The 22,391-nt window shown below is 46.4% G+C and carries 20 protein-coding genes and 4 pseudogenes; 20 read left to right on the top strand and 4 right to left on the bottom strand.

Features of this window, described 5'->3' with window-relative positions:
- Positions 1–45: 45 nt before the first annotated feature.
- The 3 genes and pseudogenes from AC0YNZ_RS04125 (at position 46) to AC0YNZ_RS04115 (ending at position 2,079) form a co-directional block, all read left to right on the top strand.
- On the top strand, positions 46–1,017 hold the full coding sequence (locus AC0YNZ_RS04125) for a glycoside hydrolase family 43 protein (RefSeq protein ID WP_475825382.1): 972 nt from the start codon (positions 46–48) through the stop codon (positions 1,015–1,017).
- Positions 1,018–1,056: 39 nt separating this feature from the next.
- Positions 1,057–1,194, top strand: a pseudogene (locus AC0YNZ_RS04120) (sigma factor-like helix-turn-helix DNA-binding protein); the annotation flags it as partial.
- Positions 1,195–1,509: 315 nt separating this feature from the next.
- On the top strand, positions 1,510–2,079 hold the full coding sequence (locus AC0YNZ_RS04115; RefSeq protein ID WP_475825381.1) for an SF0329 family protein: 570 nt from the start codon (positions 1,510–1,512) through the stop codon (positions 2,077–2,079).
- 252 nt (positions 2,080–2,331) lie between these two features.
- Here AC0YNZ_RS04115 and AC0YNZ_RS04110 read toward each other — a convergent pair.
- A pseudogene (locus AC0YNZ_RS04110) lies at positions 2,332–2,565 on the bottom strand (RNA polymerase subunit sigma-70); the annotation flags it as partial.
- On the opposite strand from AC0YNZ_RS04110, the pseudogene AC0YNZ_RS04105 reads away from it, so the two are divergent.
- Positions 2,565–2,666: pseudogene (locus AC0YNZ_RS04105) on the top strand (sigma factor-like helix-turn-helix DNA-binding protein); the annotation flags it as partial. The pseudogenes AC0YNZ_RS04110 and AC0YNZ_RS04105 overlap by 1 nt on opposite strands.
- A 282-nt stretch (positions 2,667–2,948) precedes the next feature.
- Here the strand turns inward: AC0YNZ_RS04105 and AC0YNZ_RS04100 are convergent.
- The gene (locus AC0YNZ_RS04100) at positions 2,949–4,391 is read right to left on the bottom strand and encodes a DHA2 family efflux MFS transporter permease subunit (protein WP_475825517.1); all 1,443 of its coding nucleotides are present in this window, start codon (positions 4,389–4,391) and stop codon (positions 2,949–2,951) included.
- Between the two features lie 290 nt (positions 4,392–4,681).
- Here AC0YNZ_RS04100 and AC0YNZ_RS04095 point away from each other — a divergent pair, with 290 nt between their 5' ends.
- From AC0YNZ_RS04095 to AC0YNZ_RS04060, 8 genes and pseudogenes are all read left to right on the top strand, one after another.
- Positions 4,682–5,269, top strand: a complete 588-nt coding sequence (locus tag AC0YNZ_RS04095) for a TetR/AcrR family transcriptional regulator (protein ID WP_475825380.1) — start codon at positions 4,682–4,684, stop codon at positions 5,267–5,269.
- Between the two features lie 154 nt (positions 5,270–5,423).
- Positions 5,424–5,507, top strand: a pseudogene (locus AC0YNZ_RS04090) (flagellar biosynthesis protein FliA); the annotation flags it as partial.
- 405 nt (positions 5,508–5,912) lie between these two features.
- Positions 5,913–6,878, top strand: a complete 966-nt coding sequence (locus tag AC0YNZ_RS04085) for an ABC transporter permease (RefSeq protein WP_475825379.1) — start codon at positions 5,913–5,915, stop codon at positions 6,876–6,878.
- A 19-nt stretch (positions 6,879–6,897) separates the two neighbouring features.
- The gene (locus AC0YNZ_RS04080) at positions 6,898–7,776 is read left to right on the top strand and encodes a carbohydrate ABC transporter permease (protein WP_475825378.1); all 879 of its coding nucleotides are present in this window, start codon (positions 6,898–6,900) and stop codon (positions 7,774–7,776) included.
- Between the two features lie 72 nt (positions 7,777–7,848).
- Complete coding sequence (locus AC0YNZ_RS04075; RefSeq protein ID WP_475825516.1) at positions 7,849–9,459, top strand: extracellular solute-binding protein; 1,611 nt, start codon at positions 7,849–7,851, stop codon at positions 9,457–9,459.
- A 101-nt stretch (positions 9,460–9,560) separates the two neighbouring features.
- Positions 9,561–11,300 (top strand): sensor histidine kinase, encoded by a 1,740-nt coding sequence (locus AC0YNZ_RS04070; protein ID WP_475825377.1) that lies wholly within the window; start codon positions 9,561–9,563, stop codon positions 11,298–11,300.
- The gene (locus AC0YNZ_RS04065) at positions 11,297–12,013 is read left to right on the top strand and encodes a response regulator transcription factor (protein WP_475825376.1); all 717 of its coding nucleotides are present in this window, start codon (positions 11,297–11,299) and stop codon (positions 12,011–12,013) included. The genes AC0YNZ_RS04070 and AC0YNZ_RS04065 overlap by 4 nt, the downstream gene beginning before the upstream one ends.
- A gap of 272 nt (positions 12,014–12,285) precedes the next feature.
- On the top strand, positions 12,286–12,582 hold the full coding sequence (locus AC0YNZ_RS04060; protein ID WP_475825375.1) for a hypothetical protein: 297 nt from the start codon (positions 12,286–12,288) through the stop codon (positions 12,580–12,582).
- A gap of 135 nt (positions 12,583–12,717) precedes the next feature.
- Here the strand turns inward: AC0YNZ_RS04060 and AC0YNZ_RS04055 are convergent, their stop codons facing one another.
- Complete coding sequence (locus AC0YNZ_RS04055; RefSeq protein ID WP_475825374.1) at positions 12,718–12,930, bottom strand: small, acid-soluble spore protein, alpha/beta type; 213 nt, start codon at positions 12,928–12,930, stop codon at positions 12,718–12,720.
- A gap of 163 nt (positions 12,931–13,093) precedes the next feature.
- Positions 13,094–14,332: a helix-turn-helix domain-containing protein gene (locus AC0YNZ_RS04050; RefSeq protein WP_475825373.1), complete on the bottom strand. Its 1,239-nt coding sequence runs from the start codon at positions 14,330–14,332 to the stop codon at positions 13,094–13,096.
- Between the two features lie 121 nt (positions 14,333–14,453).
- On the opposite strand from AC0YNZ_RS04050, the gene AC0YNZ_RS04045 reads away from it, so the two are divergent.
- From AC0YNZ_RS04045 to AC0YNZ_RS04010, 8 genes are all read left to right on the top strand, one after another.
- Positions 14,454–15,863: an MFS transporter gene (locus AC0YNZ_RS04045; RefSeq protein WP_475825372.1), complete on the top strand. Its 1,410-nt coding sequence runs from the start codon at positions 14,454–14,456 to the stop codon at positions 15,861–15,863.
- Positions 15,850–17,901 (top strand): hypothetical protein, encoded by a 2,052-nt coding sequence (locus AC0YNZ_RS04040; RefSeq protein WP_475825371.1) that lies wholly within the window; start codon positions 15,850–15,852, stop codon positions 17,899–17,901. The genes AC0YNZ_RS04045 and AC0YNZ_RS04040 overlap by 14 nt, the downstream gene beginning before the upstream one ends.
- 4 nt (positions 17,902–17,905) lie before the next feature.
- Positions 17,906–18,217 (top strand): ATP-binding protein, encoded by a 312-nt coding sequence (locus AC0YNZ_RS04035; protein WP_475825515.1) that lies wholly within the window; start codon positions 17,906–17,908, stop codon positions 18,215–18,217.
- Positions 18,218–18,296: 79 nt separating this feature from the next.
- Complete coding sequence (locus tag AC0YNZ_RS04030) at positions 18,297–18,659, top strand: hypothetical protein (RefSeq protein ID WP_475825370.1); 363 nt, start codon at positions 18,297–18,299, stop codon at positions 18,657–18,659.
- A gap of 83 nt (positions 18,660–18,742) precedes the next feature.
- Positions 18,743–19,576: an electron transfer flavoprotein subunit beta/FixA family protein gene (locus tag AC0YNZ_RS04025; protein WP_475825369.1), complete on the top strand. Its 834-nt coding sequence runs from the start codon at positions 18,743–18,745 to the stop codon at positions 19,574–19,576.
- Positions 19,577–19,595: 19 nt separating this feature from the next.
- On the top strand, positions 19,596–20,669 hold the full coding sequence (locus tag AC0YNZ_RS04020; protein WP_475825368.1) for an electron transfer flavoprotein subunit alpha/FixB family protein: 1,074 nt from the start codon (positions 19,596–19,598) through the stop codon (positions 20,667–20,669).
- Positions 20,653–21,963 carry an FAD-dependent oxidoreductase gene (locus tag AC0YNZ_RS04015; RefSeq protein WP_475825367.1) on the top strand — a complete coding sequence of 437 codons (1,311 nt, stop codon included), beginning with the start codon at positions 20,653–20,655 and terminating at the stop codon, positions 21,961–21,963. The genes AC0YNZ_RS04020 and AC0YNZ_RS04015 overlap by 17 nt, the downstream gene beginning before the upstream one ends.
- Positions 21,960–22,244, top strand: a complete 285-nt coding sequence (locus tag AC0YNZ_RS04010; protein ID WP_475825366.1) for a ferredoxin family protein — start codon at positions 21,960–21,962, stop codon at positions 22,242–22,244. The genes AC0YNZ_RS04015 and AC0YNZ_RS04010 overlap by 4 nt, the downstream gene beginning before the upstream one ends.
- Positions 22,245–22,391: the final 147 nt, after the last annotated feature.

The raw sequence follows: 22,391 nt of genomic DNA, 5'->3' as shown, positions 1-22,391 counted from the left end.
CGAAACGCTAGATCGATCATATTACAAAGGGAGGGATTAGAAATAATGCAAGCTTATTTATTTGTACATTTTAAGGAGAAGAGAACACCGGACGGAGAACAGGTTTATTTCGGAGTTAGTAAGGATGGCTTTAATTGGGAAGAAGTTAATGATGGAAATCCTGTTTTATGGAGTTATTATGGCGATAAGGGCGTAAGAGATTTTACGATTACTAGAACCAAAGAAGGTAAATTTTTTATTTTAGCAACAGACCTAAGTTTGTCGTATGGTATGTTGAATCAGTATCAACATTCATGGGACAAAATATCCAGAAACGGAAGCAAATATCTTGTCCTTTGGGAGTCTGATGATTTGATTCACTGGTCAGAACAAAGGATGATAAAACTGGGAGATGAAGACTTCGGCTGTTTGTGGGCACCGGATATTATTTATGATAAGAAAAATGATGATTACGTCATTCACTGGTCATCATCCCATAGCAGCAATAACAATGGAGAAAAGGGAATCTATTATTCCCGAACAAAAGATTTTGTGAATTTTACAGAAGCTAAGGTTTTATATCAGAAAGAAGACAGTGGAGTCATTGATTCTGCAATGTATGAGGAAGACGGAAAGTATTATTTATTCTTAAAGAGTGAAAAGAACCCTGCTAGAATTATTCTTATGGAATCAGAGAATATAACTGGACCATTTGAGAAGATTGAAGAATTTGATAATAGCATGGAGTCGCTGCAATCAGGACAATATGAAGCTCCAACAGCAATTAAATTGGAAGATGGCAGATGGTGCTTATTCTTGGATTTTTATGGATGTTCCGCAGAAGAACAAGGGTATGTTCCGTTCATAGCAGAGAAAATGTCAACAGGAAGATTTATTCGTTCGGATAAAACCTTTACTTTCCCATATGGTTATAAGCATGGTACCATCTTGACGATTACCATGGAAGAATATGAAAGTTTGAAAGCTTATAAAAAATGCCATCTGAGTATTAGGCCCAGGTGTTCCGCATACGAATAAACAAGAAATGCATCTAGTAAATAATTCAGGAAACTGGTCGGGCTGGAGCATGGCGGGGATGAGCGGACGCAGCGTGAGATTGCGAAGGAGCTTGGGATTTCGCGGAGTTATGTTTCAAGGATAGAGAAAAGGGCGCTAATGAAGCTGTATCATGAGTTTTATAAAGCGAAGCGGTAAGAAATGACCTGAGCTCTTATATTACATCTGATCTTATCGTATATGGCGATAAAGTTAGGGATTGATTGCTGGATGTTATATCAATAAAAGAAACCAAATGGCTGAAATTCCGTTTGGTCTTTTTTTGTATATACACTCCACACATGTTGAGTGCGTAGTAAGGATATAACGGGAGAACATTGAAAAGTAACTGCTTGAACTCAGCGATGGAGGTATTTTCATTCGAACATAGAGGATTGAGTTTAGTTATAGTATTATGGATAATAGAACAACTGCCTCAATGGGTAGTTATTAATATAGAACAAGGAGTAGTACATGGCCTGGAGCAAATTGAAACAAAATCTGGAGAGTTTTCTCTGTCCTGCGTTATATGGAAGGGTCGAATACCGTGCAACGAGCTACCGTTATTTACCCGATAAAGCAGGGCTTTGTTATATTGCAGTAGATAAAAAGAACGTACTTAATATGAGTGATACAACTAACTTAATCAAATGGTATCAGACGGAGCTGGAAATTAAGAATGATTCAGATATCCAAATTCCTATCAACAATGAAGAAATTGAAGCAGTCAGAAAAGATACCAAGGGGATAGTTCCGGAGGATCGTCTAAAAGTAATTGCAAGAAGTAGAAAAAAATCAGAATATGCAAAGGAGCTTTTGTCGGCACAGTCATCATTAAGTAAATCAAATTTTATCGTTATAGCTAATAAGTTTTTATCCATTTCTATAGAGGAAAGCATAGAGAGCAATGATATCTTATTGAATATTCTAGCTTTGGTGGACAGACGAGTTGGAAAAAAGCGAATTTTAAATATGACCGAGAAGATGAAGTTAAAGCATCCAATTGTGCAGTATTTTTATGAACTACGGCTTAGTACGTTCTGAAAATAAATATTACTCATTCACTCAGACTCGTAATTCGATTTAGGCGTTCTAGAATTAGATAAATTATATGTGTTGACGCTACTTACTCCACACATCTGGAGTGTTGCTCACTGTTGGCGAGAAAAGATTAGTAACTGAGATGTATTGGCGGAAATAGTAAAGAGGGGCGAAGAACCCCTCTTTTTGTTTTTGGAAATGTTATTTGAACAAAAAAATCAGATTACTTCCCTATTATCTTGGAAACTGTTTCGATTCACTTTGAGTTCGCTCATCCCCGCCATGCTCAAGCCCGAATCGCCCAATCACAACTTCCTTTTCTCGGTCATCAAGATTTTTATAGATCTTACTTTTCTCAATTTTCAGTTGTACCTTATCCACAATATCGTCGGCTTCCGTTCCAAGAATATCAATTAATGTAATTTCGTTACCTTCCTTATCCGTACCAATTGGGTCATGTAAAGATACGTCCTTCCTGGTCTTCTTCAGAAATTGCGAAGGAACTTGGAATTTCGCGTAGCTATGTGTCACGGATTGAGAAGTGTGCGTTGATGAAGCTTTATCATGAGTTTTATAAGGCGAAGAGGTAATGATTATTTTTTTAAATGATCATTTATGTTATGAAGTTAAGCATTATGGCACGTCTTAGAATGTGGCTTTTTTTATTGGCTATGTTAAACTAGATTGTTGATTTTTATGTTATCGAATATTTATTCGATAATTTTGGCGTTTGCAGGATTTCACCCTAGGGTAGTATGAGAGAAGGTGGGAACGGACGAACCGGTAGCAGAGACAGTAGGCGGTTATCAAAACATCACTAATTAAAAACAAGACTACTGCCTTTAAAGTAGGCAGTAGTCTTGTTTGTTGATTTAAGCTCTTGTCATGACAGGTTGTTTCATTTCGGCTTTAGACGGCTCCGGCACCTCGACCGCTTGTTTTACACGTTTGATAAAGAACGAGAGCAGCAAACCGATAACACCGATCCCGACAATAACGAGATAGGCATCATTGATCCCCTGTATGGTTGCTTCCGTGATCATCTGAGCTTGCGTAGCGCCCTCTGTTCCGCCGGAAGCCATCATATCCTGCATATGAGTTTTTGTCTGGTCGGTCATGACGGTTACGAGCAGCGAAGTGCCCACAGCGCCGGCAACTTGCCGAATGGTATTAGAGATTGCCGTACCATGTGCATTCAATCGGTTCGGCAATTGATTCAAGCCTGCGGTTTGGATCGGCATCAGAAGCAACGCCATCCCAATGCGGCGGGCAGTAGACATTAGCAGCAGATAGGTGAAGGTAGTCGAGTCTGTTAAGTTAACAAAACCTAGTGTTGTAACGATCGTAATGATCATACCAATGATCGACAACCATTTTGCGCCAAAGCGATCGAAAAGCTTGCCGGTAACCGGCATCAGAAAGCCCATCACGAGCGCGCCAGGCAGCATCAGAAAACCGGATTCCAAGGCTGAGTACCCGCGCGCACTTTGTAAATAGAGCGGCAGCAGCATCATATCCGCATACATGACCATCGTTACCGCGATATTGATGATCGTCGTCAAAGAAAACATATTATACTTAAATGCCCGCAGATCAAGTAATGGAGTGCTAGAAATCAACTGACGCCATGTAAATAAGGCGAGGGCTACGATACCTACAACAATAGAAAGAATAACCTCTGAGCTCGACCAGCCTAGGCTCCCCGCCCGGCTGAAACCATACAGCAGTGTACCGAAGCCAATAGTGGAAAAAACGACACTAAGAATATCAAGCTTAGTTTTAACCCGTTCCGATACATTCTTCAAATAAAAGAATCCGCAAGCAATGACAATGAGGGCAAGTGGAATCATGCCATAAAACATCGTTTCCCAAGCGTAGTTTTCCAGAATGTAACCGGCAAGCGTCGGTCCAATCGCTGGAGCAAAAATAATGGCAAGTCCCATCATCCCCATTGCAGCTCCTCTTTTTTCGGGAGGGAACAGCGCTAAAATAACATTTGTAAGAAGCGGCATAATAATACCCGCACCGGCTGCTTGAATCAAACGTCCGGTTAGCAGAACAGGGAAGTCCGTTGCAATTGCAGAGACAATTGTACCGATAAGGAAGATGATCATTGAAGCCTGGAAAAGCTGTCTAGTGCTAAAACGCTGCATGAAATAAGCTGTAATTGGAATCAGCACGCCGTTAACCAGCATATACCCTGTGGTTAGCCACTGGGCGGTTGTGGCAGAAATATTAAAGTCGGTCATTAGCTCCGGTGTCGCAACACTCATGATGGTTTGATTCAGCGTCGCCAGAAAGGCACCCAAAATCATAACAAACAGAATGGGTCCTCTTTTTACTGAACTACTGGTTGGTTCCTTACTATTACTCAATTTTCTCCATCCTCTCCGTTTTCTTTTTCTCTAGACTTAATTTACAAAGTGTTAGATAATTAACACGATATAAATTAAATTATATACAGAAAGCTGTTTCTTACAAGCGACGAAAATAGGCCGAAGTGTAAAGTATTAATCGTAAATTATATTTACTGTCGCTTTAGTATTACTTATTCAACAAAAATAATGAAATTGTAAATCATAATATAGAAAGGAATAACATCCACATGAACCAGGATAAGCCTCGTACAGATCCAAGAATTGTTCGTACGCGTCAATTGCTGAAAAATGCCTTTGTCGATTTATTGCAGGAAATGGAGATTGAGAAGATATCTGTTAATCGTATCGCAGAGCGCGCAACCATTAATCGGGTGACCTTTTATCTGCATTATCGCGATATTCCGGATATGCTTGAGAAAATGGCCGATGATATGATCGAGGACATTCAAAATGTCTTAAACCGAAAGCCTCTGAATCCGAATTCTGGTGAAGAGAAGGATTCGTTGGTTTTGGTTAGTTTGCTTGAACACATTGCAGAACATGCAAAATTTTATAAAGTTGTTCTAGGCTCGAGACGGACGCCAATCTTTACGGATCGTTTGCTAAAGATGTTGACGGAGACCGTTACGCAAAGTGTGGAGAATAGAAGAGAATCTTTCATCTCAAAAGCCGGTATTCAAAAAGATATTGCAATATGGCACGGTTCGGCAGCATTGATTGGCACGATTGTGGCTTGGCTCCGACACGACATGCCTTACACGCCGCAATTTTTAGCCCAACAGTTTTCTTTACTAGTACGATCACATCAGGATTAAAAATCAAAGTAGTTTTCATTAGTCCCAGTCGTTCTAAAGAATGGCTCATATAGTAAAGTCGATGATCCGAGACACTATAACTTAGAAGTAAGCTGCCGATTTTCGATGGCTTTTTTCTTATCTAACAGGAAGCATTCATATATGAGGTATTAAGATGACATCGCTTCGTGTCTACAACGTCAAAAAGTTTGACAATACCGGTGAGGATCTCGAGGACCTGATTAGCATTGGGACAATTAGCAATCAAGCATGCTCATTTGGTTGCGTCTAGGAAGGGAATTCTCATTTGGCATACTTCGATTATCTAAAAGCTTCTGACCTTGAACTGGTCGGGGGCTTTTTGTTTAAGGGATAAAGCTATATAGGATATGAGAAATTTTTCATTACGCTAACGGAACACTATAGTTCAGTCAAAAAAGGAGCAGATTGCCGCGGCAGCTGATCCTTGTGTATCTAGATCACAATAACGAAGAGGCCATTTCCATTATACTCCCCAAAAGAGAGTTTAATTTAGCTTTGATTTAGGTTCGAAATTCACGAAGCTCAGTGTATATAGCCTTAAGAAATGACAACGCTTTCTTAAGAATGTTGTCTTTTAAACGCTAGAGTAGGAGAGTAAGATTAACACAAAGGAGGATAGCACATGAACTTTGAGAGAAAATTGGAAACACCGTTCCAGCTGCTTTGGAAGCGCTTCAAAAAACAAATTGTGCTTCAATTATTTGTGGGAATGGGCATGGTATTCCTGCTGATATTTTCCTTCACGCCGATGTTTGGGGTCGTGATGGCTTTTAAGGACTACTCGATCGTCACCGGCATTAAGGGGATATTTACGAGCGATTGGGTGGGTCTTAAATATTTTGACGAATTCGTCAATGATTATCGATTTGGTCAAATTGTAAGAAACACGCTCGTCTTAAGCTTCCTCAAAGTGATATTCGCGTTTCCGGCGCCTATCTTGTTCGCGATTCTACTGAATGAAGTGAGACACATGGCGTTCAAACGGTTTGTGCAAACGGTAAGCTATCTTCCGCATTTCATTTCGTGGGTCGTCGTGGTAGGTATCGCGTTCTCGTTTCTTTCAGCGGATATCGGGATTATAAACAAGTTGATGGTCAAAATCGGTCTCATTGACATGCCGATGGATATCCTGACAAACGCGAGCTATTTCTGGGGACTAGCTGTCGGCAGCGCGGTGTGGAAGGAAATGGGCTGGTGGACGATTATTTTCCTGGCGGCAATAGCAGGCATCAATCCTGCGCTTTATGAGGCGGCTCAAATCGATGGCGCGGGAAGACTGGCCCGAATTCGACATGTTACGTTTCCTGGCATCAAAGGAACGATTGTTGTGGTACTGATTCTGACAATCGGCAGTATTCTTGGCGGCGGACTGGTAGGATCCAACTTCGAACAGGCCTACTTGTTGGGCAATGATGTCAATAACCCGACGTCGGAAATCGTACAAACCTATGCATTCAAGGTCGGGTTGGCGGATGGCAGATTCTCCTACGCTGCCGCAATCGATCTGATCCAGTCGATTATTTCCGTTCTGCTGATCTTCTCCAGCAATTACATTGCGAAGAGAGTTTCGGGCTCGAGCCTATTTTGAAGACAAGGAGGGCAGTCATTTGCTGACATCTCAGAAACAGAAGGATATGCTGCTGGACAGCGTCATTTACGTTTTATTGTTCTGCATCATGATCGCGACTTTATATCCGTTTTTTTACGTACTGGTCATTTCGTTCAACCAAGGCAAGGACTCCTTGCTCGGCGGCATCTATTTATGGCCCAGAAGCTTTACATTGGAGAACTACGCCACGTTCCTTACGGATTCCAATTGGTATAATGCACTGTTCATTACCGTTGCCCGTACCGGAGTAGGAACGTTGCTCGGCGTGTTGTTCACCTCTCTAGTCGCTTACGGATTGTCGCATAAGGACCTTCTGTTTAGCAAAGTTTACTTTGCCGTTATCATTTTTGCAATGTACTTTTCGGGCGGACTGATCCCTTATTACGTCGTACTGCGTTCGCTCGGACTTCTGAATACGTTCGGTGTTTATGTTATTCCATCGATGCTTAGTACTTTCTTTTTGCTGATCGCAATATCCTTTTTCCGGGAAGTACCCATTGAGCTAAAGGAATCCGCATATATAGACGGGGCTAACGAATTCGTAATATTCTTTAAAATTATTCTTCCGGTTTCAACCCCCCTTCTTGCAACCATGTCGCTATTTCTCGGGGTAGGACAATGGAACTCGTGGCTTGATTCGGCATATTTCGTGCAATCCGACTCTCTGAGGACGCTGACCTTCAGGATGATGGAAATCATCAACAAGAGCAACATCCCGATTGAGTCTGTAGGTGCCGCGGCCAGCGCGTCTGGCGTCACTAATTATTCGCTGCAGGTTACATCGATGGTGGTCTCGATCGCCCCAATCGTTTGTGTTTATCCTTTTTTGCAAAAGTATTTCGTCAAAGGCATCATGTTGGGGTCGGTAAAAGGTTAGTCGATCGTCAATACCGTTATTAAAGCACCCGCTTTGATAATATAAACAACAAAACATGGAGGGGTTTTCTTGATGCGAAGTCAACGAACAAAAATGTTGGTACTGTCGCTGTCCATTATCATGATGCTGACCATTTTGTCCGCATGCAGCGGAGGTAACTCGGGCGAAGGCAGCAATAAGGGCAACAACACGGGCGCCAATGTTTCGGCCGGGGATCCAAATGTTGACAATTCGGGCACCGAAACAGCTGACGGCAATCAGGATGTCGAAGAATTGACGTTATTCATTAACCACAGTTGGTACCCTATAAAAGAATGGACAGGATCGGTGGCCGATAAAATCACGGAGAAAACCGGTGTTAGGCTCAAGGTTACAGTAGCTACGGACGATAAACAGCTGCCGCTTATGATCGCATCCGGCGATTTGCCCGATCTGATTTTCACAGCCTCCGATATCGACAGGCTCTCCAATTCCAACATTTCGTATCCGTGGAATGAACTGGTGGAGAAGTATGCCCCGGATTTTGAAATCGATCCCACGCGGATCGCGATCAATACGATGGAAGACGGCAATTTCTATACCATTCGTAATGCATTCGCGACTAAGCAGGAATGGGAGACCAACAAGTATGCTCTTGGTAATGACGGCAATCCGGGTATAGCCGTGCGCGAGGACATTATGAACGAACTTGGCAACCCGGAATTGAAAACACTGGACGACTTTGTAAAGCTTCTGGGCATGGTGAAGGAGAAACATCCCGAGTTGGTTCCCCTCGTCATGGATAAAAACTGGATCGAATCTTATTTCATGACACAGTTTGGCATCGAAGCCGGCTTTGGATCCTGGTACGAAAATGAAGGGAAAGTAGAGTATTACCTTAAACATCCCAAAATGCTTGACTTCTTCAAGTTTATGAACAGCCTATACCGCAACGGATTTATTCTGGCGGAAAATTTCGCGCATGCCAACGATCAAATTGATGATGAATACGCGGTCAGCGGAAAAGCCTTCGCGCATAGCCATACGGTCAGCGTTGCGGAACGCGACAACATCACCACCAAGCAGAACGGTGCGGCTTATACATTTAAGATGATCCCGAGCTCGCTTTCGGAAGAAGCCGTGCGCGTGAATACCGGGGTAGGCTGGTCCGGAACTTTCATTACGAAAAACAACAAAAATCCTGAGAAATCAATCAAACTGCTGCAGTTCCTCGCCAGTGACGAAGGGAAGAAACTTACCATGTTCGGCATCGAAGGCGAACATTGGACATGGAACGAAGAAGGGTATCCGAATCTGAAATACAATACGGCTGACTCCGATTTCGTCAACAGTAACGGCATTAAATGGTGGTTCCTTTATTCGGACGCAATTGTAGAGGGACTTTGGGGGTATGTACCGGGTACGCAAACAACCCAGGCTTTGCTGGAGACGAAGGCGATAACCACGTACAAACCGGAGGTCGGAATGATTCAGGTCAAGGCCGATTCTGAAGAAAAAACGATCAAAACAAAGATCGACGAGATGGTTACCAACGAGAAAGTGAAAATCTATCTCGCGAAATCCGAAGAAGAGGCCGTTCAGAGCTATGAAACGATGATGAAAAACGCCGAGAAGATCGGGCTGCAAAAGCTTGACGCTTGGGCCAACAAAACGTTCGAGGAGAAACAATCTTTGTTTAAATAACGCGGAAAATCCGGTAGGGCCCTCTAAGCCTCTACCGGATTTTGCGGGCTCATGATACCCTGAAAAGGAACAGATGAGGAATGATGCAGGGGGTAGCGGTCATGAGCATTGTCAGGAAGATCATTCTAGGATATGTCGTCATCATTTTCATCCCCGTGATTGTATTCGGGATCTATTACTACAACCAAATCTACGGAAACTTAACACATCAGCTCGTCGACGGGCGGCAAAAGATTCTCGAACAGGCCTATTCCAACTTGCGGGCGGATATGGTCCGAATTGAATCGGTACATAGGCTGCTTCAGTACAATCCTTACGTAACCGATTATTTGGACGGTATTTATGAAAGCGAATCTGAAAGCGTATACGCCTATCTTAGATATATAAGTCCATTGTTTACCCAATCGATGTTCGTCAACAGCGAAATCGAATCCATCATGATCTATAAACGAAAGGATGAGGTCTTCCCGATTGCAAAGCAATTTCTGGATAAAAACGACATTGATCCAGCATTGCGGCCAGCCGTCGATCATTTGAAGCCGGGAAGCGGGATATGGATTCGGCAAGCGGACGGACAATCCGAGCCTTCATTTATATACTATCAGGATATTTATAATAACCATATCACTGAGAAAATAGGCTTGCTCGAAATCAGGATCAGCCACGAAATGATTCGGAAGTTTTATGAGGCGGCAGGCGCCGGAAACAATTGGAGCGCCTTATTGTTCTCGGAGAAAGGCGATTTGTTATTCTCCACAGGCCGGCATTCGACTGCCGATAACCGTGCGTTGATGGAATGGATCGCAGGCCGGGATGCCGACGGCTATTTCATTACCCGAAAGTCGATTGTCAATCAATTGTACATCGGGGAATTGGGCGTTCGAGTCGTGGTTACCGGTCAGGTGGAGGACGTATTTCAAACGGTGAGACGTAAGGAAATGATCCTAATCGCAGCAATTGTCGTTCTTCTTATCGTTCTATCTGTTATTTATTATTTCCTCGCTTCGACGATTGCCAAACGTATCCTGCGATTGGCGCGGCATATGAGGACGATTCGCGACGATAATCTAAAAGTAATGATCAACCGTCAGGACGACCAAGACGAGATTGGGTTTCTTACTTCAACCTATAATGCGATGATCCAGCGAATGGATGAACTCATCAACAATGTCCACCGTGCCGAAATCCTAAACAAGGAAGCGGCGTATAAAGTGCTTCAGGCGCAGATCAAGCCGCATTTTCTATATAACACGCTCGAAACGATCCGGATGCTGGCAGAAGCCAACAATGATAAAGAAGTCGCTGACATTTCGTATTGGTTCGGGCGTCTTATGCGGTATAGTCTGTCTTCTCAGAAAGACGATACCGTGCTCAAGTGCGAAATCGAAACGGTCATGTTTTATTTGAACATTCACAAGATGCGGGTCCGGGACCGGCTCGACTATCAGTTCGAGATTGTTGCGCAGGCCGACAAGATACAATGCCCCCGGTTTATGCTGCAGCCTCTTGTCGAGAATAGCATCATCCATGGATTATCGGTCATTCGGCCGGTCCAGATCAAGTTGCTCGTCGAGGAGATCGACGGGTATGTCCGCATCGTCATTGCCGACAATGGAGCAGGCATTCCAATGGATAAGCTGCAAGGTATACAAACGCTCTTGTCGCGCGGACTCGATACAAAAGCGATTCAATCTGATGAGGGAGGCTTAGGGCTGTACAACGTGAGTGAGCGAATCAAGGCATTCTATGGCGGGGAGTCTCGTCTTGAGATTGAGAGCGAGCGGGGGAAAGGTACGACATTGACGTTATTTCTATTGAAAAAGGCGGTATCTGTTACATGAAAATATTGATTGTGGATGACGAACCGTTAATCCTGCAGGGACTCGTCAAAATCGTCAAAGAGGCCGCCCCCGTCCAAACGGAGGTCATTGCGGGCAACAACGCATACGAAGCGCTGGAGTTAATGAAGAGTAATAAGCCCGATGTTACCGTAACTGATCTCAATATGCCTGAGATAGACGGGTTCGAATTGATCCACGAGGCCAAGCAGCACAATCTATGTCAACGGTTTATTATTTTGACCGGTTATGATGAATTCGAATATGCGCGCAAGGCAATACGTGCAGGCGTCGTAGACTACTTGCTTAAACCGATCAACAAGGACGAGATTGCCGCATTGCTGCATCAGATATTCAAGGAACTTCCAACTGATGCCGATTCCGATTATCGACACCATGCAGCCAAAATTCTCTCTTACATCGACAGGAATTACTCGGAGGAACTTTCGCTGGATATGCTCGCCGAATATATGAATCTGCACCCGAACTATATCAGCAGCCTATTTAAAAAAGAAACCGGGGCGACGTTTATTCATTATTTGAATACCTTGCGTATCAACGAAGCGAAAAAACTTTTGGTCGAGATCCGCCAGATTCCGGTCAATATGATCGGCAGCAAGGTAGGCTATGAAAATCGGCATTACTTCAATAAAGTGTTTAAGAAGTACACGGGAGTTACGCCGGGCAAATATCGTGAGGACAGATCTAACAATTAATGGAGCAGGAGTGATTAATGTTGAAGATATACTATCAATCACCGGCGGCCAGATGGACGGAAATCACGGCAATATCTGGCTGATGATTATAACGGGTAGCATTAAAAATCAAAATCGCAGTCTGAACTAGGTAACCGATACACGACAATTGTCTCGCCCTCTATACCACAGAAACATTGGGGGCCATCGCCTTCCGAGTCAATCATACAGGCCGCATTGCCTCTCTGCGAATACAATAAGGTGTATTCCAAAGCAGGAAGGAGATAATTACTGTGTACCGTAATAATTACTATAATATGGGCAATGTCGGAAATGTAGGCAGTATGAATGAAATTGACTTTTGTCCCGATTGTCCAACGCAGACGATCTATGATCCTCCAATTACGCTATACGAGAACTACTACCATCCGCAGCTTGTGAATGTCGTTCAAAATATTGAAACGGTTAAACAGCATCATTGTTGTCCTGTCTATAAGCACATTTATACGCATACGGAGAAAAATGTCATGGTATCGAGCGTGAAACGCGGGAAGCATGATAAAGCATCTTCCAAGAAACGTTCGAAATAATAGTTCCTAAATTAAACAATGACCTCTAAGAACTGACGCTACTCAATAAAACAGCGGCAGTCTAGGACTTCTAAATTTAAAATAGCCCTCCTAGTCTCTTTATGAGATTGAGGAGGGCATTTTTTTTATTTTAAATTAGAATCTTCTTACTCCTGAGCCAAGGGATTGTTCTGCAATTTGAATTAAAGCTCTTGTGATGTTTCCACCAATAGTACCTGCATCACGAGTAGTCATATTCCCATTGTATCCATCTGGAGACCATTGAATTCCAAACTGTTGTGCTACCTCATATTTCATTTGGTCAAGTGCTGCTTGTGCTTGTGGAACGACTAGGCTTTTTCTGCTCATATATGTTCACTCCTTAACTGGATGTGGAGTTATTTTGTGGATTGTTTTGCTTTTTATACATCAATTTTTCACCCGACTTGCCGAATTTGCAACAAGCTGCTCATTCCCTCCAATGATGCTCTATGATCGGAATATCGTCATGGAAAGTAAAAGACGTATTTCTTCAATTGGAACGTTTGCGGTTCCGGTACTGCTTCGGTGTAATACCCGCGTGTTTCTTGAATACCTTGACGAAATGAGATTGATCATAAAAAGTCAGTCGCTCACCGATAATTGTGATCGTGTCGGAGGTATGGTCTAGCAGTTTCTTAGCCTCCTCAATTCGTTCCCTCTGGATGTAGTTCATAAGAGTCAGACCGGTTTCCTTCTTGAACAGCTGTGATAAATAGTCAGGGTTAAGTCCGGATACATCCGACAACTGGTGCATAGTAATTTCTTCGAACAGATGAAGGTAGATGTATTCCTTGCATATATAGACCGGTTTAGAAACGTTGTTATTTCGGCATTGGCTGACACGCTCGGCAAAATCCACGATTGCAGCGAAAACAACAGCTTCCACAGCAGCCAGATCGTTTAACTCTTCAATATGCATCACATGCAATCCGCAAAGCGTCATGGCTAACTCTTCATACACTCCACCTTGGGTAGCCATATGGCTGCTTAACGTGACTCCGCCAATGGCGAGATTTTTCACGTTCCGAAGATGGCTTCGTTTCGAATTGACCTCGCTAATATAATCCACGTTGGTTGCTTTGGCCAACTGTTTTATCAATTCGTTTTTTTCTCCGCGTTTAATTAACTCCAGCATATGACTGTGTCCTACATTTCCATCGTGGAAAATAGAGTACTCCCGGCGATCGGTGAGTTTCAGTTCTTTTTCCTGCTGTTGATCGGATAGGCCGTACTGCAGAGTGGATTCGATTACGTCCGTAATGTCCAGTGCCTGTTGATTGATCATCCAATTAGCCGAGACGCAAATATATAGTAATCGCAAGCGGTCCACGAACGGGAGACTGTGATAGTATTCCGTCCATTTGGTTCGTTTCTCATGCGGTAATCCATGTTCTTGCCAGAATTCGGTGGACAGGTCATTATGATTATGCCGGGTGGTTGGGCCGATAACGATGACGGCTTGACATTGTGCATTTCGAATGACCGGAACTACGGCAAACTGCTCCGAGTAATTGGTTTCATGAACAACCGGGCTGCTGAGCTCGGTACCTTTACATGCGGCCGAACGGAATAGGTCGGCAGCATCGGAAAACAATGGATGATCAGGCAAGCCGGCGGCCCAGAAAGATTCTTTTTGCAGGTCCGAATTTAGTTTGCAGTAAACAGGGAGACTTAAACTTTCGTGTATCAGTTTACATATATATTCCAAATCGTCTAAATGATCAGTCATGGACATCGAATTCACCTCGATTTTGTACAATTTATATATCTAACATACCATACGCGGAGTCAAATGTATGCCATAATTCTCGTGTAAGTGCTTTCAAGCTTGCATTCTAAGGGGGGATTTTATGGCATCTGTTGGGGTGGCTGAGAAGACGGCCGCCAGTGAAGGCGAACATCCGAAGCTTAAATTAAGTGAAAAGATAGCACTTATTATCGGGAATGCGCCGAATACGTTCCATTATCAAATTATTCAAATGTATTTATTGTTTTTCTACACGGACTTTATGAAAATAAACCCGGCTTTTGTAGCCGCATTATTTCTCGTTATTCGCTTTGTTGATGCACTAATCGCTCCGTTATTCGGCGCATTGTTGGATAAAATCAGTACACCGTGGGGGAAATATACGCCTTGGTTTTTAATTTTGGGCGTTCCGTTCGGTATCTCCGGATGGTTAACCTTTACGGTTCCCGACTTGAGCGAGGCCGGAAAGTTGGTCTATGCCATAGTGACGTATACGATTTATAGTCTTTTCGCCTCAATCATCACGATTCCAAGCAATGCGGTTGTACCTGCCGTGACCAAAAGAATTGAGGAACGAATATCAATTGCTCAGCTAGGCTTCCTCTTCATTCTGATCGGAGCCTTGATTGTTCAAGTAGGTACCGTGCCTCTATATAAAGCCTTAGGCGGTGGAGACGATGCCAAAGGATTCTCTATCTTAATGGCAGCGGCGGCAGTCATAACGGTTATTATATCCATCTTTCAATCGGTACGAGTTAAGGAAAGATACGTTCTAGCTGTAAATAAAGATCAGAAGTCGCCTTCGTTTAAAAAGATGATTGCAGCGACTTTCACTAACAAATACGCCGTTATATTATATGTATATTTATTCGCAGGCTCTATATCTTCTGGTATTCGGTCCGGTGTTCAAATCCATTTCTATAAATATTTTTTCAACAACGAAGGATTAATGGCGATTGTTGGGATTATTGTGCTAATTCCAACTCTCGTCGGAGTCGCATTCAGTCAAAGGGTCATCAGGCGGTTTGGTTTGAGAAACACGGTGCTGGCCGGTGTAATCGTCGGTTTGGCCACATGTCCCATCTATTTATTCATCCCGGCCAATAATGCCGGTCTCATGATTTTTATCGCAATTTCGGTTCTCACTAGTTTAATCGGCGGGTTTGCCAGCCCTGCCCAGGGCGCTATGATGCCCGCTGCGATCGATTATACCGAATGGAAGAGCGGTCTGAATTTGAATGCATTCATGAGCTCATTCAATGGATTTATCCAAACCTTTGCAACAGCTATATCCGGAGCGATTGCAGCCGGAGCGCTGACGGTTATTGGATATGTTCCAGGCGTGGAGCAAAGCGGGGCAACTCTCTTTGGCCTGAAGGTATTGGTAGGGGTTCTGCCCGCCGTTCTTGGTGCATTTGCGATATGTATGTTCTGGTTCGATCTAACGGAAAAGAAGCAAGCCGAAATATCTAAAGAACTTGCGGAAAGAAGGAAAAATAATGTCCATTCATGAAAAAGAAAAGGCAAACAACGTAAATTCGCTCTACGACGGTTTGCAAGACTCCCAGTTCCAAAATCCATATGTAGATATCGATGAATGGAGAGAGGAACCCGTTCGTCATCGGTACATTCATGGCGGATTTGATGGTACCGAAACGAGATTTTCGTTTTATTTCCCGGTTAAAGAGAACTATAAGGGACGGTTTTTTCAACCGGTCTACCCTGTACAAGGCAGTGAAAACGCGGCCCAAAGCCATACGGACGGCATCGACAACAAAATCGGATTTGCGATATCCAGCGGCGCTTACCTAGTGGAAACCAATATGGGCGGAGCATCCTCTGATGTTACGCTCGTATATCGAGCAAGCGCCGCGGTGGCGCTATATTCACGGGTTAAAGCGGCGGAACTATTCGGACCGCATCGTCCGTACGGTTACATTTACGGCGGGAGCGGCGGCGGATTCAAAACGATGAGTTTCATAGAAAATACGACCGGCATTTGGGACGGCGCAGTGCCCTTCGTCATCGGAACGCCTATGGCGATTCCAAATGTGTTTACGGCTCGCGTCCACGCAATGAGAATCCTCAAGGATAAATTTCCTGCAATAATCGACGCGATAGAGCCTGGAGGCAGCGGGGACATGTATGCCGGATTGAATGAGGAAGAAAGACATGCTCTTGAAGAAGTGACCCGAATGGGATTTCCACCCAAGGCATGGTTTGCTTACAAAGAGATTGGTGACGGCGCACTTACGGTTCTAACGCCTGCCGTTATGAAAATGGATCCTTCCTATTTCGAGGAGTACTGGACCGTTCCCGGCTACCTTGGCGCTGCCCCCGGAAGTTCGGCATTGAAGGCACGTCTTCAATTTAAGACGGTTATAACGGAGGTTGTTTGGCCACGAAAGCAGGATGCTTCAGAGACCAATGCAGCAAACAATATGGGAGTCGACGAGGCTTGGAAAATGCTTGAGACGGCTGAGGCGACCATTCCTTTCTTTAAGGTGAATAGCGTCCCGGATGGGGATGCCTATCTGGATGGAGCGTTCATCAGGGTTGTTAGCGGAGAGGCAGCAGGTCTAAAAATCCCGTTCGGACGGATCGACGGAAACGTCGTCACGATCGGGTCGGCATTCGGATTTTTCGCATCCGTTCAAAACCTTGAAACCGTGAAAGTAGGCGACGAGATCGTGCTGGATAACTCGGACTACATTGCCATTCAAACCTATCACCGGCATCAAGTTCCGTCCAGAGATTATTCCGTATGGGATCAATTCCGGGATGAGAACGGCGAGCCGATATATCCACAACGGCCGTTTCAAGTAGGGCCGGCCGTTTCTTTCGGAGGAGCGGGTTCGATTCAAAGCGGCCGGTTTGAAGGGAAGATGATTGTCGTACAGACGCTCATGGACGAAAGCGCGTTCCCTTGGCAAGCCGATTGGTATCGAAGCAAAGTCAAAGAACATCTTGGCGAGAAACTTGATGATCATTTCAGACTTTGGTATGTTGATCATGCTTTACATGCTGATACGAGCTCGAACGGTGCACTCGACGATCTGCATATCGTAACGTATGTTCCTGCGCTGCATCAGGCGCTTCTCGATCTGAGCGATTGGGTAGAGAGAGGGGTTACTCCTCCTGACAGCACAAGCTACGAAGTTGCTGACGGGCAGGTTGTTGTTCCTTCCAATGCAGCGGAACGCAAAGGCATTCAACCCGTCATACTCCTCACGGCCAATGGTAGTGAACGTGCAGAAGTGTCAGTTGGAGAATCAGTCCATTTTGAAGCAAAGATCGAAGTCCCGCCGAACACTGGGAAGATTGTATCTGCGGAGTGGGATTTTGAAGGGGAGGCTGCCTTTCCGGTAAAAGCGGCTATTAGTCAACTTAATGAAGCTGGATCTCAAGCAGTTGTTGAAGGGACGTACGTTTTCTCCAAGCCCGGTACGTATTTTACCGTATTGCGAGCAGCGTCGAACAGGGAAAGCGGCAGCAGTGACTTCTATACTCAATTGCCGAATCTCTGCCGAGTACGGGTGGTAGTGAAGTAAAGCGATAAATGAAACGGGGAAAGGCATGCCGCCGGAAGTGCTGAAGCAATTGTTCACGCCTTTTTTTACGACGAAGGAAAACGGGGCAGGATTAGGCCTCGTCGTATGCATAAGGCTATTGGCCGGCATGGCGGAGAATGATATATTAGAGTCAGGCGGATATCGTCACGGAAGCAATCATTCAGATGCCGCGCCATCAGGAAGTCTTGGGATTGCATGCATAGTTTATTGCGGAAGACACCTTTGCGGGTGTCTTTTTTGCGTTATGGAAGAACGAAAGAAAGATTTCCCCAGTCCCGCATATAATGAACCGTAACCTTTACCACGCCATTGTAAATATGAAAGCGTTTAAAAGCCTTAATCGTTAAGCTAAAAATGGCGAGGGGGCTGTAAGCATGGGCCAGTTCCTGAATCTGGAGTGCTTTTTCCAAAGACCGTATATTCCGATCGGGCAGCGTGACAAGGAACAGTTGGGCGAGATCTACATCTGCAATGACGGGAAGCGCCATGCATTCGCGAACTGGCTTATCGCCTTGATATGGGAAGAGGATGAAATCGACGCCGGCTGGAAAACGATCGTTTACCCGGTGGCGAAAGGGAGGGTCTTTTGGCTCGTTCCTCCGCTCTTCTATACGACGGCCCCCTCAACCTTTGACAAAGCATGGAGACTTTCGGAAGCGATCAAAGCAAGCTCCCGTAACGATGAGCTGACCGAGAAGTACGTTCATCCGTACTGGGACGACTGGGCGAAGATTTGACTTATGCTTCCGAAGCGAGTTTTTGCTCGTTCATGGAAGTCGATTCAGTGAAGCCGTAAAAACTTTTAGGAGGTGTGCGACGAGTGCTGCATATTATCGTTTGCATCAAGCAGGTTCCCGACAGCCGGGAAATCCGGATCGATCCCGTCAACAATACGTTAATCCGCCAGGGCGTGCCGAGCATCGTCAATTTCTACGATCTGCACGGCCTGGAAGAGGCGTTGCGCATCAAGGATGAGCATGACGCCAGAGTCACGGTCGTCACCATGGGGCCGCCTCCTGCCGAGAAGTCGCTGAAAGAATGTATTTCGCTCGGCGCGGATGAGGCTGTTCTTGTCACCGACCGGAAATTTGCAGGCGCAGATACGCTTGCGACTTCTTATGTGGTGGCGCGGACGATCCGCAAAGTCGAGGAGTTGTGGGGAAAGGCGGACATCGTGTTTTGCGGCAAGCAAACGCTGGACGGGGATACCGGGCAGGTCGGCCCCGGCATTGCGTGCCGGTTGGACCTGGAGCAGCTGACGTATGTGGGAAAGGTCGCCGATGTGAACCCCATCAGTCGGAAAGTAACCGTTCACCGGTATTTGGAGGACGGGCTTGAGGTCGTCGAGTCTTCCATGCCGCTGCTTATTACCGCGCTTAAGGAGCTGAACAAAGTCCGCAGAGCTTCGCTGCCGGGCATGATCCGGGCTGCCGGTTACAAGCCTTACATATGGACGACCGCTGATTTCCCCGATCTGGACAACGCCAAGATCGGATTGAAAGGATCGCCGACGATCGTCAGCAAAACGTGGGTGCCTGAAGTCAGAAAAATAAACGGCCAAATCATTAGCGGCGATTCTCCCGAGCAAGTGGCCGGGGAGCTGGTAGGTAAGCTGTGGGAGAGTGATCTGCCGGAAAGATTCGGGTGGACTTAACCTTTAGGAGGGGATGCAGATGACTGCTGCAAGAGATGCGGAACAAACATCCGATTGGTCCGATTACCGGGGCGTGCTCGTTGTCGTGGAGCAGCGGGACGGGGAAGCCAAGAAGGTTTCCTGGCAGCTGCTGGGGGAGGGGAAAAGGCTCGCGGAGAAGCTGGAGGTTCAACTGATGGCGCTCGTCATCGGGCACGAAGTGGGGCATTTGGCGCAGGAAGCGATTTATTACGGTGCGGACAAAGTATTTTTGTGCGAGGCGCCCGAGCTGAAAGCGTACCGGACGAGGCCTTATAGCCGTGTCGCGATGAAGGTCATCGGAGAGGCTAAGCCTGAAATTTGTCTGTTCGGCGCGACGGGCACCGGCAGGGATTTAGCCGGCGCGATCGCCACCCACCTGCCGACCGGACTGACTGCGGATACGACCGAATTGGATGTCGAGCCGTCGCCGTCGCGGCTGCTGCTCGCTAGCCGCCCCGCCTTCTCGGAGAAAATGATGGCAACGATCTTGTGCAAGCAGTATCGGCCTCAGATGGCTACGGCCCGCGCGGGCGTGTTCCAGGCGCTGCCGCGCGATGCCACCCGCGAAGGCGAGGTCATCCGCATCGCGAACGCGATGACCGAGGAGCAAATTGCGACGCGGGTGCTGGATTTCATCCAGGAACGCGACAAAATCAATCTGGAGGAAGCGGAAATCATCGTCGCCGGCGGCCGGGGGCTGGGAGGATCGGAGCCTTTCGCCATGCTGAAGGAGCTGGCCGACGCTCTCGGGGGAATCGTCGGCGCTTCCCGGGCAGCCGTCGATGCGGGCTGGATCAAGCATGAGCATCAGGTCGGGCAAACCGGCTGCACCGTAAGACCGAAGCTTTACTTCGCCATCGGCATATCCGGAGCGGTTCAGCACATCGTCGGAATGTCCAATTCCGACGTGATCGTGGCGATTAATAAAGATCCGGAAGCACCTATTTTCCAGACCGCGCATTACCGCATCGTCGGGGATTTATTCAAAATCGTCCCTGCCATCACGGCCGAAGTGAAGAAGAAACGGGCGCTTTCGCAGGAAGAGGTGAAGGATTATGAACGAAAAGTTTGACGCGGTCGTCGTCGGCGCGGGACCGGCCGGCGCGGCAGCCGCGCTGACGATGGCCAGAGCCGGACTGCGAGTCGTGCTGCTGGAGCGGGGCGAGTTTCCCGGCTCGAAAAATATTTTCGGCGGCGTGTTGTACCGGAAGCAGCTGGAGGACATGATCCCCGAATTTTGGACGGAAAAAGGGTTCCCGATGGAGCGCTACATCGTCGAGCAGCGGGTATGGATGATGGGCAAGGAATCCGTAACGACGTTCGGCCACCGGAACGAAGCCTACAAGGCGCCTTATAACTGCTTCACCGGTCTCAGGGTGAAGTTCGACCAGTGGTTTGCCGACAAAGCTGTCCAGGCCGGGGCTATCCCGGTCTATCAGACGGTCGCGGTAGAATTGCTTAGAAAAGACGACCGCGTCGTCGGCGTAAAGACGGATCGGGACGACGGCGATCTGTACGCCGACGTCGTCGTCATTGCGGACGGCGTCAATTCCTTGCTCGGCAAATCGCTCGGCGTGCATAAGGAATGGCGGCCCGACGAGGTATCGCTCGCGGTGAAGGAGGTGATCGCCCTTCCGAGGGAGAAAATTCAGGACCGCTTCAATCTGGAAGGCGACGAGGGCGTCACGATCGAGTTTATCGGCGACACCTCTTTAGGGATGGCGGGGATGGGATTTTTGTATACGAACAAAGAAACGCTCTCGCTGGGCGTCGGCGTCATGGTCGATCAGCTGAGGGAGAAGCGGATCAAGCCGTACGCCGTGCTGGAGGCGGCGAAACAGCATCCGATGATCCGCAAATTGATTCAGGGCGGAGAGGTGCTGGAATATTCGGGGCATCTCATCCCCGAAGGCGGCTATCATTCGATGCCTTCACTGTCCGGAGACGGCTGGGTAATCGCAGGGGATGCGGCGCAGATGGTCAATCTCGTTCACCGGGAGGGCACGAACCTTGCCATGACGTCGGGGAAGCTGGCAGGCGAGGCCATCGTGGAGGCCAAACTGAAGAACGATTTTTCACGCGAATCGCTGCAGCTGTACGACCGGAAGATCCGAAGCTCGTTTATCGAGAAGGATTTGAAGAAATATAAAGGGATGCACGAGCTGCTGAAGGAACAAGATCCGGAGCTGCTGTTCGACAAGCTGCCGTCGGCGCTCAATGAAGCCGCTTATCAGATGTTTCTGGTTGACGGGATCTCCAAGGCACAAAAACAAAAAATGGCCATAAAATTAATTAAGGACGCTGCTGGCGGGACGATGAATTTACTGAAATTGGGTTACAAAGGCTGGAGGGCGATGAACGGATGAGTGATTCAATTTCCGACAAGCTGTTTACGATCCGCTACAAGTGCGACGACGTATCCCATCTAATCATTAAGGAACGGGACAACTGTCTGAAATGCATCAAGAAGGACTGCAATTATTTTTGCCCGTCCGATGTGTACGATTGGGACAAAAAGCAGAAGCTGACGACCGTCGCGTATGAAAACTGCATCGAATGCGGCACGTGCCGGATCGCATGCCCCTACGACAACATCGATTGGGTTTACCCAAAAGGGGGGTACGGCATCACCTATAAATACGGCTGACTGCAGCATTTCAGCCCGCACCGGACCTGTATCCGTGCGGGCTTTTTGCATGGATGGCAACAAATGAGGTATGGCCATGACTTTGCGGGGTAGTGTTTGGCAAGCTGACGTTGGTATTATAACAAACGTCGGCTTTTTGCTTTTTCA

The sequence above is a fragment of the Paenibacillus sp. J2L1-98 genome (assembly GCF_056269405.1).
Note: the sequence above shows the minus strand (reverse complement) of the source record. Positions and strands in the feature narration are given on the sequence as shown.